10 protein-coding genes and 2 tRNA genes are annotated in these 13,363 nt (G+C 61.4%); 2 read left to right on the forward strand and 10 right to left on the reverse strand.

Translation table 11 applies throughout. The annotated features are described in order from the left end of the window. Nucleotides 1-402 precede the first annotated feature (402 nt). From CSW60_RS05685 to CSW60_RS05705, 6 genes are all read right to left on the reverse strand, one after another. Nucleotides 403-1,173 (reverse strand): hypothetical protein, encoded by a 771-nt coding sequence (locus CSW60_RS05685; RefSeq protein ID WP_099536317.1) that lies wholly within the window; start codon nucleotides 1,171-1,173, stop codon nucleotides 403-405. Then, entirely contained in the window at nucleotides 1,173-2,003 is an 831-nt protein-coding gene (locus tag CSW60_RS05690) for a hypothetical protein (RefSeq protein WP_143324123.1), read from the reverse strand. The genes CSW60_RS05685 and CSW60_RS05690 overlap by 1 nt, the downstream gene beginning before the upstream one ends. A 343-nt stretch (nucleotides 2,004-2,346) precedes the next feature. Further along, the gene (locus CSW60_RS05695) at nucleotides 2,347-2,583 is read right to left on the reverse strand and encodes a hypothetical protein (protein ID WP_099536319.1); all 237 of its coding nucleotides are present in this window, start codon (nucleotides 2,581-2,583) and stop codon (nucleotides 2,347-2,349) included. A 234-nt stretch (nucleotides 2,584-2,817) separates the two neighbouring features. Continuing rightward, on the reverse strand, nucleotides 2,818-4,326 hold the full coding sequence (locus CSW60_RS05700; RefSeq protein WP_099536320.1) for a DUF2779 domain-containing protein: 1,509 nt from the start codon (nucleotides 4,324-4,326) through the stop codon (nucleotides 2,818-2,820). A gap of 22 nt (nucleotides 4,327-4,348) precedes the next feature. After that, complete coding sequence (locus CSW60_RS23025; protein WP_143324124.1) at nucleotides 4,349-4,771, reverse strand: hypothetical protein; 423 nt, start codon at nucleotides 4,769-4,771, stop codon at nucleotides 4,349-4,351. A 33-nt stretch (nucleotides 4,772-4,804) separates the two neighbouring features. After that, nucleotides 4,805-5,251 carry a hypothetical protein gene (locus CSW60_RS05705; protein ID WP_099536321.1) on the reverse strand — a complete coding sequence of 149 codons (447 nt, stop codon included), beginning with the start codon at nucleotides 5,249-5,251 and terminating at the stop codon, nucleotides 4,805-4,807. 260 nt (nucleotides 5,252-5,511) lie between these two features. On the opposite strand from CSW60_RS05705, the gene CSW60_RS23030 reads away from it, so the two are divergent. Continuing rightward, the gene (locus CSW60_RS23030; protein ID WP_143324125.1) at nucleotides 5,512-8,844 is read left to right on the forward strand and encodes a type ISP restriction/modification enzyme; all 3,333 of its coding nucleotides are present in this window, start codon (nucleotides 5,512-5,514) and stop codon (nucleotides 8,842-8,844) included. 364 nt (nucleotides 8,845-9,208) lie between these two features. On the opposite strand, the gene CSW60_RS05720 is transcribed toward CSW60_RS23030, so the two are convergent. From CSW60_RS05720 to CSW60_RS05735, 4 genes are all read right to left on the reverse strand, one after another. Next, on the reverse strand, nucleotides 9,209-10,039 hold the full coding sequence (locus CSW60_RS05720; protein WP_143324126.1) for a hypothetical protein: 831 nt from the start codon (nucleotides 10,037-10,039) through the stop codon (nucleotides 9,209-9,211). Nucleotides 10,040-10,267: 228 nt separating this feature from the next. Beyond that, on the reverse strand, nucleotides 10,268-12,034 hold the full coding sequence (locus CSW60_RS05725; RefSeq protein ID WP_099536324.1) for a DUF885 family protein: 1,767 nt from the start codon (nucleotides 12,032-12,034) through the stop codon (nucleotides 10,268-10,270). Between the two features lie 94 nt (nucleotides 12,035-12,128). After that, a tRNA-Gly gene (locus tag CSW60_RS05730) sits at nucleotides 12,129-12,203 on the reverse strand. A 50-nt stretch (nucleotides 12,204-12,253) separates the two neighbouring features. Next, nucleotides 12,254-12,328: transfer RNA gene (locus CSW60_RS05735), tRNA-Gly, on the reverse strand. 170 nt (nucleotides 12,329-12,498) lie between these two features. Between CSW60_RS05735 and CSW60_RS05740 the strand changes: the two genes are divergently transcribed. After that, a complete protein-coding gene (locus CSW60_RS05740; RefSeq protein ID WP_099536325.1) occupies nucleotides 12,499-13,359 on the forward strand; it encodes an SDR family oxidoreductase in 861 nt (286 codons plus the stop codon). Nucleotides 13,360-13,363 lie beyond the last annotated feature (4 nt).

Here is a 13,363-nt window from a genome sequence, read left to right on the forward strand (position 1 = left end):
CGCAGGTTTCGCGCCTTCCACCTGCATATAAATGTTCTCATACGAAGACGTGGTGATGGGCCATCGACAGGTCGATCTATCGGCAATCCTCCTGCTGCATCGCTATTCGGTGCGCGGGGGGAATAGAGACATGGCTCCGTTACCTCGACAGGACACCGCGCCGCTACGCGCGCTCGGGAAGAGGAACACAAAACTTCATGAACTAGCGAGAAGCGAAGCGCGACGGAGGCGCGGTGAGCTGAAGCGCAGTTCATAGGACTTGCGAGAGCAAGGCCTCGGTCCATGGAAAAGCCCCCCCCGGGGGCTAAGCCGAGGGCTTATGTGATCAGCTCGTGATGGGCCCATAAGTTCGAGATGTTGGTAGACCCCGGCTGAGACCGGGGTCTACGCGTGTGACGGGTGTCAGTCCTTGCTTTTGGTGAGGGCCACGATCTGGCGAACCATGGCGGTCACGTCCACGTCATCTGGCCGGGGCTTTCGCTTAGCGTCGGGCTTGTAGTCCTCGGCGATGAACTGATCGGCGTCGTCGAGCAAGCACGGAGCCGTGTCCGCGATGTCCTTGCCAAGGTGCTCTTCCAGCGCTGCAAGCTGCTCGAACCACGGGATGAGGACCAGCTCCGGGTCCTGTTCGAACTCTGACTGGATGACCCAGATGGCGTACTGCTGGACCAGGCTGGCTTTGACCCGCCGCTCCTTGCCCTTCTTGCCAGCCTTGGTCGTCCCGGTGATCACGATGCCCGGAATGATCGCCGTGTCCAGGGTTCCGTCCAGTGCCAACTTGCGGAAGCTCGGCCGGTCTTCCGCTGGGACGGTACGCCAGAGATCGGCCAAGTCGTCGGCCTCGCCCTGGAGCTTGGCGGAAGCGCCGCGCTTGGCCGACTTCTGCTCAGCCGTCCGCTCGCCCATCTTAGCCACCGTGACGACCTTGCGGATGAACTTCTCGGCCGCCGACCAGTAGTAGGCCGCCTCGGTGCCTACAGTCGCAGGAACCTTTTTCGCGGCCTCGGCTCGTGCCTTCGCGGCCACCACAGCGAGTTGATAGTCAGCCAGCTTATCGGCCGGAAGGACCAGCGCCATCTGCTTATCAGGAAGACAAGCATTCGCATCGCGCGTCAGATTGGCCATGAGCAAGGCGTTGCGGTGATCGGCGAGGTTCGGGATGACAAAGGTCATTACGCATCCCCCCGACGCTTGCTCGCGGTACTGGCCAGGAAGTTGCGCTGCATCTTCGCGCTAGCCCGCGCCATCTCCGGCGTATGCTCGAACACACCTTCCAGCGTATGCGAGACCGGCGCCTCGTCGAGCGCAGTCATGTGCGTGTCCGCAGCCTTCAGCGCTTCGTTCTCGGAGTCGGGAACGATGCCGCCCAGGAAGACCTGACCGTTCTCAATGTAGACCCAGGCTTGGGCAAAGTGACCCGCAGCACCGGTGACGGGCAGGGTTCCGATGAGCGCTTCGGGGAGTTTCGGCAACGCCTTGGCGCGCTGCGTCAGCTCCGTCTTGCGCTGCTTGGTCACCGGCTTGCGCGGAGAGCGTTTCTGGCCGTTCTTTTCGGTGTCGGCCTTAATGATGCCGGTCACGCCTCCCTTGAAGTTGAAGATGTACTCTTCGGCTTCATCGGGGTGGATGCCCTCTTCAAAGAGGTGGCGCATCACGCCAGCACCGCGCTGTTTGCTGTTGTCCCAGTTCCACTTCGTCAGGCCAGACACGCCCATGTAGGACACCTTCGTACCCTTCGGGTCGAAGTCGCCGAAACAGACGCGAGCAATGGGAAGCCACTGGTTGGCTCCCTGGTCGGCGATGGGGACTTGGCGCTTGGTCAGTTCGATGGTGAGCGCGGCCGGGTCGTGCTGGTAGTGATACCAGCCGAAGCCGTAGGAGGCGGCGTAGCAGCGAGCCAAGCCACGCAGGTGGTCGCGGTCTGCTTGCGCGCCTAGCTTCTGGACACCAGCAAGCTGGTTAGCGAACGAAGCGCTCGTGTTGATTACGGAAATCGGAATCATGTCGTGGACCCCGATGCCAAATCGGGGAAATCCACATGACGGCTAGTTCAAGCGCGTCACGCTCTCCGAAGATGATCGGAGAAATTCGGCATCGGTTCTGCGCTGGAGATCGAACCCCAGACCTGAGCGCGGCAACCTGCCCGCAGAGAAGAGCGGCCATTGCGTCAGGGCCGCGTCCGCTGCTCCCGTTAACAGCGAATGGTGAACTTCTAGCCCAGGTAACCTGAGGCGGCAAGTACAATTTGGCGAAATGCCAAAACTATTTTATAGCTATGCTTAATTGCTGAAAACTAAACCAGCGTAGCACTTAACAGTGGTGATAAGCCCGTGCTTATCAATGCTGCTAGTGCAGCGTCGGCGCATCAAGTCGCTGGAGGAAGCGTAGGATGTCGTTAGCGGCACGCTCCCAATGCTGCTGCGCCTCTTCCTCACTCGCGGCCGTATCCATGTTAGCTGTCGCGATCTCGATGCGAGCCTGAAGCTCCTGGTAGTCGCGACGAACCCCGTCATCGACCCGTCCCCGGTCGTAGTCGTCGAAGAAGCGGAGAAGGCGCGAGAGCAGCGGGCCAGCCTGGAGCATCAATGCTGGCCCTTGAAGGTCACGAAGATCGCGAGCGCGAAAAGCGCCGCGCTGAACAGGACTGCGGCCCAGCCCCAACTCGTCAGGCTGCGGAACAATTCAGAACCCCGTCGTCTCATGGCCGTTCCGGTTGCGTGACAAAGCGCGAACGTGGAGATGCGCTCTCGCAATGGGAGGGAATACTGATCTAATCGCTCCCTGAAATCACTAAAATCTGTGGTTGTGGCGGAAGAATTATTTTTGATCAGAACCGCCTGTTTCCGTCTGGCCGGTGAAGAACCGCCACAGCCGCACCATCGCCCAGGTGTCCAACTCACAGTAGCGCTCTAGCTGTCGCTGAAGCGCCGCCCGTCGATCGGGGTTGGTGTCAGGCTGGATCGCCTCAAGATAGGCCTCCTGGGCCATCCCGCCATGCTGGACTCCTTCCAGGTCCTGATAGCGCAGGTCGGGGGCGATGGCTGGCAGCACGGACTTGATGCTCCAGCTTCCCTTCTGGCTCGGATGATAGAAATGCTCACGCGCGACGGGCAGTAAGTCCTCCAAGCGCCCCGCGATGCCCCTGAGAGCCCCTGCTAGGGCAGGAAACTGGTCCGCTAGCGCCAGGATAACCCCGCGCTCGAAACCCGCATTATAGGCGAAGATTACGCCCTCGCTGCCACACGCGGCGACCAAGGCTTTAGCTAGGCGCTCCGAGGGATTGTCGCCTGTGGTGTCCAATAAACCGACGTGGCGCGGACCATCGGGGCCTATGACATGTAGGCTGAACTGGAAGGGTATTTGCTGGAACGGCTTTGTCCCCGCCCAAATCGGAACGGCGAACTGGATGGTCTCAAAGTCGAGGAAGTATGCCGGAAGCGTGTAGGGCCCCAGCGCCGCCGCCGCGCCAGCGGCGTCGAAATATGTGGTCTGTGACAGCGTGTGGCGCTTCACCCGCAACTGGCTGGGATTGAGGAGGTTGTCCGGGATTTCCGCCAGCGCACGGACCCCTTCGTCCTCGATCAGTGCCTTGAGCGGACGAGATGTGACGCGGGGTAGCCACGACGACGGAAATTCCGGATCGGGGTCCAGCTTGGCGCAGAACTCAGAGAAGCCGCATTCGAAGGGGTCTTTGCAATGACGGCCGCGCCGCACCTCGGGCATGTCGCCGGTAAGGACTTTCTCGGCTCCAGCGACCCATCCAGCCACTTGCGCCGCGCGCTCCTTAGCAGCCGTCGTTACGTCCCGCTCGACTAGCAGGCCACGGTAGTTGCCATCGCCGGCATAAACCCACGTCGTGTCGATGTGCGCGACTGACACAGCGTCCAGCTCCAAGCCGGTCGATGTGGCGACAAACATCTGAACCCCAACATCGTCGAGGTGATAGTCCTTGAGGCTGCCCGTCGACTTGACCTCGATCAGGCGCCATGCGCGGCGATTGTCGGAGTTAACGGGCGTGAGGATGTCCGCGAAGAATAGCGCGCCACTGGCGGAGAAGCCCGCTTCGAAGATCGGTCGGTCGTCGGCTAGCAGCTCGATCGTCCGATTGAATGTCGCCTCATAGCCATCCGATTGGGCGCTCAACAGGACGCCCCGGCCTTCCGGGTCGTAGATTTCTCGGGCTATCTCGCCGACCCGATTTCCAGCGGCGATCAGCTGGGCGCTTGCATCAGACGTGCTTCGCTCAGCTGGGCGGTGAACCTCCAACCAGAGACGGCGGCGGCATTGCCCGAACGACAGCAGCTTGGACTTCGAGAGTGCTCGCATCAAACCTCCTGCTGGGTGGAGCTTAACCGAAAAATGGATCTGTCGCGCTTTGGAGTGCGAGGAGATCGTCCAACAGAAAGGCGCGGTAGCTTTCGGCGATCTCGCTCTCGGTCGGCATGCGTCCAAGGCGCGCGCGAAGACGATCTTGTAGGCGGGGAAGTATTCCGAGGGTGCGGAAAAGCAGGTGTCGCTTCCTGGCTTCACGTATCACCCGAGCAACCGGCCTCATCCAGTCGTAGTCGGCGTGGGTAAGCCCGGCTGGCGGAAGCGGCGCGTCTAGATCGTGCTGATCGAGTAGCTCATATCTAGGTGGCGATGAAACGAAGATGCGCGGACGGAATGGATTACCGGCTGTTGGGCGCACGCTGATCGCGAGTAGCGATACCGCCTTGCGGATGGTCGCGGACGTGTAAGCGCGTGGGCGCATGCGGAGTTCAGACGACATGGAGCGCTCATGGCGCTCCATGTCCTTCGGTCTTTAGGCCTTGGCCTTGCCCTTGAAGTTGCGCTGCCGTTCGACAGCAGCGGTGGCCGTCACGGCGTCGAGTTCACCGGCCTCGACAGCCTGGGTCAGGGTGTCGATGACGGCGGGCAGGGCTTCCAGCTTCTCGACCGAAATGGCGGTCATGCCCTTCGCCAGCTCAAGAGGCTTAGCCCCATAGCGAAGCGTGAAGAACAGGCTGCCGTTGGCGTCGGTGAACCAGCCGCGACGAACGTGGCGCGGGGCTTCGACTCGCGTGCGATTGCCCGCCTCGTCCTTGCGGGTGACGATGCGCGTGGCTTTGAAGGGCTCGCCGGCCAGGTGAGCGCCGACCAGGGCCTTCTGTTCGGTGAGATAACGGACGAGCTTCTGGCGGTTGCGGGCCGTGGCGTTCGCCGGGGCGGGCTTCGCAGCGACCAACTTCAGCGTCTTGAGCATCGACATCGGGAACTCCCCTGCGGGGTTGTGGTGTCGCGGCTCTAAAGCCGTCTTCCAGGAGAGCGACCGTAAAGGTAGTGGTCCTTCGCCTAATCGCGGCGCACAGCTCATCGACGCACTTCTCGAAAGTAGCCGAAGTGGTTCGGGCCTTTGGTTTGTGGACCGGCGCGCCAGTCGCTCTAAGGGAAGCTCTCGAAAGTTGTGCGCGCCAGAGCCCTAGGCTTCCGAATCAGGTTCATTTAAGCAGCTTGAGTGAGAGGTGCAGCATGAGCCCGGCGTCGCGCAAAACCCCCAAAGAAAGCGAGGTCTTGAGCCTCGCCACTCAGTATAGCCAGGGCGTTCGGGCTGCTGAGAGAGCTACCATTTCTGCAGAGCGTGAAGCTCAGCTCACCACGCCAGTTAGCAACCTATTTATTGGCTTGGCGCGTGTCGCAGGCCTGGGCGCGATCGAGCTGATCAGGGAGACACGCTTAGATCGCACACGTCCAGACTTTGCCGTAGTCCACGTCGATGGCGCGAGACACAGACAGAAGGGCTATATCGAGCTTAAAGCGCCAGAGATCTCCGTGAATGCCTCCACATGGACGAACAGAAATGCTCGTCAATGGGAACGGATGAGCGTTGAGGCCGAGATACTGATAGTTTGCAACGGTATCGAAGCACAAATTTATCGGAGCGGAGAGCCGATCGGTGAGACGGCAAGTCTGCCATATCATGATCCAGAAGCCTGGTCAGCCGACGAGCTAGTGAAGCTCATCAGGCGCTTTCTGGAGCTAAACCCAAGGCCAATTACGTCGGTCGGTGATCTCTCTAAGCGCCTTGCAATTAGGACGGCAGACCTTCGCGACCGGCTGCTCTGGTTGCTTCGAGAAGCAGGAAATGCTGCGGACGCAGCAAGGGGGGCGCTATCCTCATGGAGGATGCACGTACATCCCGAAGCTTCAGAAATTGCATTCGCAGATGGAATTTCGCAGGTCATCGCCTACGGGATGGTTCTTGCTGCACTTACGTCTAAAAATGCAGATGCCGATGGTGACGGCATCATCACTGTTCTTGAAGCGCGCCAATCGATCCGTCGATTTAGCCCTGTCTTGGCTGCAGCATTTGCCCCACTGGTCGACAAGCCCGTTTTATTTGAAGCCGTACGCTTAGAGATCGGCTCCCTCGAAGCAATCATCAGCGCAATTGACCCGGATCGGGTAAACAGGAGTGCTGATAGGCGCGGTGAGCCATGGCTCTATTTTTACGAAGATTTCCTCGCGGAGTATGACCCGGAAGAGAGAAAGCAGGCTGGGGTATACTACACGCCCCTTTCAGTTGTTCAGGCGATGGTGGCGATGGTTGACCATACGCTGGTCAATCGGATGGGCAAGCGGCTCGGCTTTGGCGACGCTTCAGTAGTTACCCTTGATCCAGCTACAGGAACTGGGACGTTTCCTCTGGCCGTGATTGACCATGCGGTCGCGCGTGCCCAAGCGACGCGTGGCAAAGCTGGCAAGGTGCAGGCCGCAGGTAACCTCGCAAAAGGGCTCTACGCGTTCGAGCTTTTGCCTGGACCATACTCTGTGGCTCATCTGCGTATAAATCAGCGCCTCCACGAATTGATGCCAGCCTACGATGGCCATGCTCGGGTTGTGCTTACCGATACACTTGAATCGCCGCTAAATCCTCAGGAGCAATTGTCACTTTTTGGCGATGCTGAAGTGCTTGCAGCAGAGCAAAATCGCGCCAAAAGGATCAAGCTTGAGCAGCGCGTCACCGTTGTTCTTGGAAATCCACCTTACCGTCGAGTTGATCGCGGCGCACCCGGCCGAGGCAATGGCGGATGGGTTGTCGAAGGTAAGGTTCCCGGTAGAAAAACGTCGAAGGCGCTCTTTGACGACATTCTGGATGTAGCCAAGAAACACACAAACTTTGCTCACCACGCCAGCCTTTATAATCTTTATGTGTATTTTTGGCGCTGGTCCCTATGGAAAGCTTTTGAAGCCCACGGTGAGGGTCCTGGGATTGTAGCTCTGATTACCGCTAGCAGTTGGCTGTCGGGTCCGGGGTTTGTTGGCCTTCGCCAAATGGTCCGCGCCACTTGTGACGAGGCGTGGATTATCGATCTCGGCGGCAACAACCGCGATGCTCGCCCCGAAGACAACGTCTTTGCAATTGAAACGCCAGTTGCGATCGTGGTCCTAGTGAGAACCGGAAAGAGCGACGCCAAACAGCCGGCAGCGATCAATTATCGAAGGATAACGGGGTCCTCGGAAGAAAAACTCGCCGCCTTAGCGGAAATTGCCTCATCGGAGGACCCTTTCGGAGGCGAATGGAAGGATGGCCCGACGGGCTGGCTGGAGCCATTTGTCCCGGCAACAGGAGACGCGTCTTGGGCAACGTTTCCCAAGCTTGCGGATATATTTCCATGGCAGCAGCCTGGATGTAAGTTCGGCCGTACTTGGCCGATCGCCCCGCTTGCCGAAACTCTCTCGGAGAGATGGGATTATTTTAGAAGATCTTCTGTGGAGGATCGGCCTCAGCTTTTCGTTACCGGCACATCAGGACGGAACGTATTTACGAAAGTTGATGGATTGCCTCGCCTTGCGGACGTCGGCCCGCAAGATAGCCCACAGCCAATGCCAAGGTATGGGTACCGGAGCTTTGATCGGCAAACGGCTTTTGCCGACCCGAGGATGGCGAAAACTGAAAGTCCATCATTATGGGGCACTTGGTCTGAAAAGCAGGTTTATCTTGCTAGCTTCCTCACGGGTAAAATCGGCTTCGGTCCCGCCATGACCGTCAGCGCCTATGTACCAGATTTGCACTTTTTTAGAGGGAGCTACGGCGGCAAAGACATAATTCCGCTCTATAGAGATGCCGACGCAAAGAAGGAAAATCTGTGCAGTGGGCTAGCCGATGCAATCGGAAAACGGCTTGGCATTGCGAGCCCGAACGTCTGTGACATAGCCGCCTACGTGTACGCGATTATGTCTGATCCGGGCTATTATCAGCTCTTCCAGGCAGAGCTTGAAACTCCGGGGCCGCGGGTGCCGTTTACAGCGGACGCCAAGCTCTGGGCAAAGGCAGTCTCTCGCGGAGAAGAACTGCTGTGGCTTCATACCTTCGCAGAACGGTTCCAGAGCGCGCCAGCGAAGCGCGGGCCAAATGTTCCGTTGCTCGAGGGAATTGAATGGGAAGAGGCGGTTGAGACACTTCCCAATGACCTCTCTGAAGTCGCTTACATCGAAGCGGATCAAACTCTTGTGGTTGGAACTGGGCGCATTTTAGGCGTGTCCCGCTCGGTTTGGGAGTTCGAAGTCAGCGGCATGAGGGTAGTCGAGCGGTGGATAGGTTACAGGACTGTGAAGGGCCTTGGCAAAGCTGCGTCCTCCAAAAGCCAGTTGGACAAGATCCGCCCTTCAGAGTGGAACGACGACTGGAATGACGAGCTGCTCGATCTAATCCGGGTTATCACACGGACGATCCAAGTTCATAACTCTGATGACCTACTCAATCAGATCGTCGCCGGCCCCCTGATACTTGGTTCTGAATTGCCGCTTCCCAAGCCTAGCGAAAGGTTGCCACCGAAGACATTTACGGCAGGACTTATTTGACGAAGAGGCGAGTTTTGCCAGATCAAAGCCGCTCATCTTGAGAGCGACTATGTGCGTAACGTCTTGGTAGATGGCCAGATGCCGCGCGCGGACGGCTGCGTTGGTGGTCCGGCGCGCCGTATTGATCTCGGCGGCGGGAATTCCGGTGGCCAGGGAAACGAGTTGGGTGACGAAACCCGCCATCAGGCGGTCGCGTCGGGGATCGGGCGTGATGACCCAGATATCCTCAAGGGCATGAACCAGCATGGCGCTCTCTCCTCCCGACCGCGAGCAGGTCGGACAGCGCCACTATAGGTTTATTTTCTCACGGAGAGGAAGATATTCCTAAAATCTCATCCTTTCAGAGCTTAAGTCATTGATATTTCTATGCAGCGGCCGCCGCTTCGCTCGTGATGAAACGAGCATTCGTGCGTTTCATGTCGATCAGAGGGACAGGTTTTGAAGGCGTGTCCAAGATTCGAACCTCAGGCACGCGATCGAACAGCGCAGCCATTTGCTCAATCCAAGCCCCATCCAGCGTCGACACCTTCTGGCGCAAGGCGCTGCAGGCGCCGACGGCGGCCTCCCGCGTGGCGACTGGATTGGTCGCCAGGATATCCGCCGGACAGTTCTGGCGGAGCCCCGTCACTACCTCGGCCGGTGGTTGCGGAGCTGTCTTCAGCCACTGCTCGGACTTCCGGAACCCATCGCCGCCCAGCAAACGCATCATATACCCGGTCCGCGATTGGAGCAGCACATGCTTGAGCGGATCGACGATGATGACGGGGAACAGCGGCGCCAAGTCCGGCAGGGCGATATTGGCGTAGCACCGCACGCCCCAGTAGCGCTCGGCGATCCGCGCGAAATGGTCGACGTCCCGCACCAGCTCCAGTCCCGACTCCGCCATCGGGAGTATTTCGACCTTCGGCTTGTTCGGATCGACGCTGTCGTTAGCGACGTCGATATAGAGCGAGCCCATCTGGATCGCGTTCTGGAAGTAGCGGTCGCGAAGCACGCCCCAGATCATGGTCGCAGCGCCGCCATGCTTGAGAAAGGCGCTGACCGCCCTCGCCGCTGAGCTGCGCGCCCTGGCGTTGCGGGCGCGAAGATTGATCACGACATCCTGCGTTATCTCCATGCAATAGCCGTAAGGATATGGCTTGTCGCGGCGCGCGAGCGCGCCGGGCGCTAGGGCTGTGTCGGTCTCCGCCCTCATGGCCAGAAACAGCGTCTCCAGCTCAGGGAGGACGGGCAGGAGAAACCGGCGCGTCAGCGCGGTCTGAAGGCGACTGGCGTCTAGAGAGTCAGGAGGCTGGATCACAAAGAGAACGAGAGTTGCACGAAACGTGGCGACCGAAGCGCCTGCGCGACAGGATAACGTCCGCTCGCCAAGTCGTCAGCTCGCCTTAAAGGGCACCGTCCCCGATTGGGGCTTCGTCAGCCCTCACCGCTTCGCGTTCCGTTCCACGATCCAGGCGTCGACGCGGCGCTCCAGAACCGCCAGCGGCAGCGAACCGTCCAGCAGCACCACGTCATGGAAGGCCCGCTCGTCGAAGCGCGGTCCCAGAGCTTGCTCAGCGCGGCGGCGCAGCTCCAGGATTTTCAGTTCGCCAACCTTGTAGGCCAACGCCTGGCCCGGCCAGGAGACGTAGCGTTTCAGCTCCACCTCGATGTTGACCGGCGACAGGGCCGTGTTGTCGGTGAAGCAAGCGCGCGCTTGGTCCAAGGACCAGTGCTTCCAGTGGATGCCCGTCTCGGCGACCAGCCGGCAGGCGCGCCACATCTCGTAAGAGAGACGGCCGAACAGCTCGTAGGGATCGCGGTAGATGCCCATCTCCTCGCCAAGCCATTCCGAATACAGGCCCCATCCCTCGCCGAAGGCGGTGAAGTAGAGGCTCTTGCGGAAGTCCGGAGCGCCGGTCTGCTCGGCGGCCAGCGAGGTCTGGATGTGGTGGCCGGGCGCGCCCTCGTGCAGCACCAGGGCGGGCAGTTCGTAGAGGGGGCGCTGGTCGAGCTCCGAGGTGTTGATCATCAGTCCGCCGGCGCGGCCGACCTTGGCGTCGCCCCCGAAGTAGCGGCCAGTGGTGTAGCCCTTCTCGATGGCGGCCGGCACCGGCCGCACGCCGTAGGTCAGGCGCGGCAGGACGCCGAAGTGGGCCGGAAGCTGGTCGTCGGCGCGCTTGGCGATCTCGCTGGCCTTCTCCAGCAACTGTTGGCGGCTCGTCGCGTAGAAGCGCGGATCCTTGCGCAGCATCGCGATGAACGCTGGCAGGTCGCCCTGGAAGCCCGCCGCCTTCATGGTCTCCTGCATCCGCGCCCGGATGCGCGCGACCTCGGCCTGGCCGATGTCGTGGATCTGATCCGGCGTCATGGTGGTGGTCGTGTGCCGCCGAGCCAGGAAGGCGTAATAGCGCTTGCCGTCGGTCAGGTCCGAGGCCGCCAGGCTCTTGGCGGCGTGAGGGACGTACTCCTCGATCATGAACTTGACGAAGCTGGCGCGGGCCGGCGCGACCTTGGCGGTCACGGCGCTTTCGCCCTCCGCCAGCAGAGCCGCTCGCGCGGCCTCTGGGATGCTGGCGGGCAGCGCCCGCAATGGCGCCAGCAGCGGATCTTCGGCCAGCGGCGTGGCGGCGATGCGCTGGGCGCGCTCCAGCACGGTCTGCGCCGTCGGAACAGCCTGCACGAAGCCGGTCTTCACCCCGCGCCGCGCATTCTCGATATTGGCCGCGTACCAGCCTGGCATGCGGTTCAGGAGAGCGATCCAGCGGCGCGCCTCGTCCTCGCTCTTCAGACGCAGCCCGCTGGCGCGGTACAACATCATCACATCGAACCCGCCGTCGCTGCTGAACGGCATTCGGGACTCGTCGAACCCGGCCGCCTCGATGCGGTCGTTCAGCGTCCACAGCAGGAGCTCGCGGGTCAGGGCCTCCTCTTCCGAGAGCCCTGACGTCCCCATCGCCGTTAGTTCGGTCCGGATGGCCTTCAGCTTGACCAGGCGCGCGGCGTCCGCGGCGGGGGTCACATCGGGCAGGCGCCAGCGGGCCTCGGCCGCGCCGCCGGAATCGGGATCCTCGTCGCCGCCGCCTAGCGACTCGAACCGGGTGACGAGGCTCGTCAGACTTTCCGAGGGGCCAGCCCACGCCGCCGACGCGGTCAGGGCGGTGAAACAGACGCCGACCAGAGCGGCGCGCCAGGGTGCGATGCGAGTCATGCGCCGCAGCTTAGGCGAAGGTTCGTCGACTAGCGATACGTCGGCGCGAACCGCGACGCGGTCTGCTTTGTCCAAAATTCGGAAGAACCGAGAATGGAGCGGGCGAAGAGATTCGAACTCTCGACATCCACCTTGGCAAGGTGGCGCTCTACCACTGAGCTACGCCCGCGCTATTCGCGAGATATGGTCTCCTCCAACCCTTCCCGAAATCGGGAGGAATGGAGCGGGCGAAGAGATTCGAACTCTCGACATCCACCTTGGCAAGGTGGCGCTCTACCACTGAGCTACGCCCGCATCGGAGGGGCTTGGTGAAGCGCCCCTCGACGAGGAGGCGGCTTATGGCAGAGCGCTTCGCGGTTTGCAAGCGCCCTTTGAGGGGTTGCGAAGCGGCTTTTTTCGACGCCTTGATCTGACCGGGTTTCAGCCGGCTTTTCGTCCGGCGATCTTGGGGCGGAGTCGTGGCGTTGCGTCTGTTCGTGTTCGGTCTGGGCTATGTGGGCGCGGCCTTCGCCAACGCCTTGCGGGCGCGCGGTTGGACGGTCGCCGCCAGCGCGCGGAGCTCCGAACAGGCCCAAACCCTGCTCGCCAGCGGCGTCACGCCGGTGGACCCAGCCGACCGCGACGCCATGGCGCGGGCCCTGACCGGCGTGAGCGCCATCCTGATCACCGCCCCGCCTGGCCCCGACGGCTGCCCCGCGCTCGAATCGATCGTCCCCGCCCTCGCCCAGGCGGAGGCCTTCCCGGACTGGATCGGCTATCTGTCGACGACCGGCGTCTATGGCGACTTCGACGGACGGTGGGTGTTCGAGACCTCGCCGCTGAAGGCGCAATCGGTCGAGGGCGCGCGCCGCGTCGGGGCCGAGCGCGACTGGCAGGAGGTCGGGCGCGGCATGGGTCTGACGGTCACGGTCTTCCGCCTGCCCGGCATCTACGGTCCGGGCCGAAGCGCCCTGGATCGCCTGCGCGCCGGCGAAGGCCGTCGGATCGTCAAACCCGGCCAGGTGTTCAGCCGCATCCATGTCGACGACATCGTCTCGGGCCTGCTGGCCTCGCTGGACAAGCCCCGCGCGGGCGGCGTCTACAACCTGGTCGATGACGAGCCCGCCCCGCCGCAGGACGTCATGGAGCACGCCGCGCGCCTACTGGGCGTCCCTGTCCCGCCGGACCTGCCGTTCAACGAGCTGGACCTGTCGCCCGCCACCCGCCGCTTCTACGCCGAGAACAAGCGTGTCTCGAACGCCCGGGCCAAGGCCGAGCTTGGGTGGACGCCAGCCTATCCGACCTATCGCGAAGGACTCGCGGCGATCCTGAAGACTGGCGGCTGATCGG

The sequence above is a fragment of the Caulobacter sp. X genome (assembly GCF_002742635.1).
Classification (GTDB): Bacteria; Pseudomonadota; Alphaproteobacteria; order Caulobacterales; family Caulobacteraceae; genus Caulobacter.

What these genes read in the sequence shown, in the direction of transcription:
- CSW60_RS05685 (WP_099536317.1), bottom strand. Translation starts at nt 1,173, where the DNA reads ATGACCTTTGTCATCCCGAACCTCGCCGATCACCGCAACGCCTTGCTC.
- CSW60_RS05690 (WP_143324123.1), bottom strand. Translation starts at nt 2,003, where the DNA reads ATGATTCCGATTTCCGTAATCAACACGAGCGCTTCGTTCGCTAACCAG.
- CSW60_RS05695 (WP_099536319.1), bottom strand. Translation starts at nt 2,583, where the DNA reads ATGCTCCAGGCTGGCCCGCTGCTCTCGCGCCTTCTCCGCTTCTTCGAC.
- CSW60_RS05700 (WP_099536320.1), bottom strand. Translation starts at nt 4,326, where the DNA reads ATGCGAGCACTCTCGAAGTCCAAGCTGCTGTCGTTCGGGCAATGCCGC.
- CSW60_RS23025 (WP_143324124.1), bottom strand. Translation starts at nt 4,771, where the DNA reads ATGTCGTCTGAACTCCGCATGCGCCCACGCGCTTACACGTCCGCGACC.
- CSW60_RS05705 (WP_099536321.1), bottom strand. Translation starts at nt 5,251, where the DNA reads ATGTCGATGCTCAAGACGCTGAAGTTGGTCGCTGCGAAGCCCGCCCCG.
- CSW60_RS23030 (WP_143324125.1), top strand. Translation starts at nt 5,512, where the DNA reads ATGAGCCCGGCGTCGCGCAAAACCCCCAAAGAAAGCGAGGTCTTGAGC.
- CSW60_RS05720 (WP_143324126.1), bottom strand. Translation starts at nt 10,039, where the DNA reads ATGAGGGCGGAGACCGACACAGCCCTAGCGCCCGGCGCGCTCGCGCGC.
- CSW60_RS05725 (WP_099536324.1), bottom strand. Translation starts at nt 12,034, where the DNA reads ATGACTCGCATCGCACCCTGGCGCGCCGCTCTGGTCGGCGTCTGTTTC.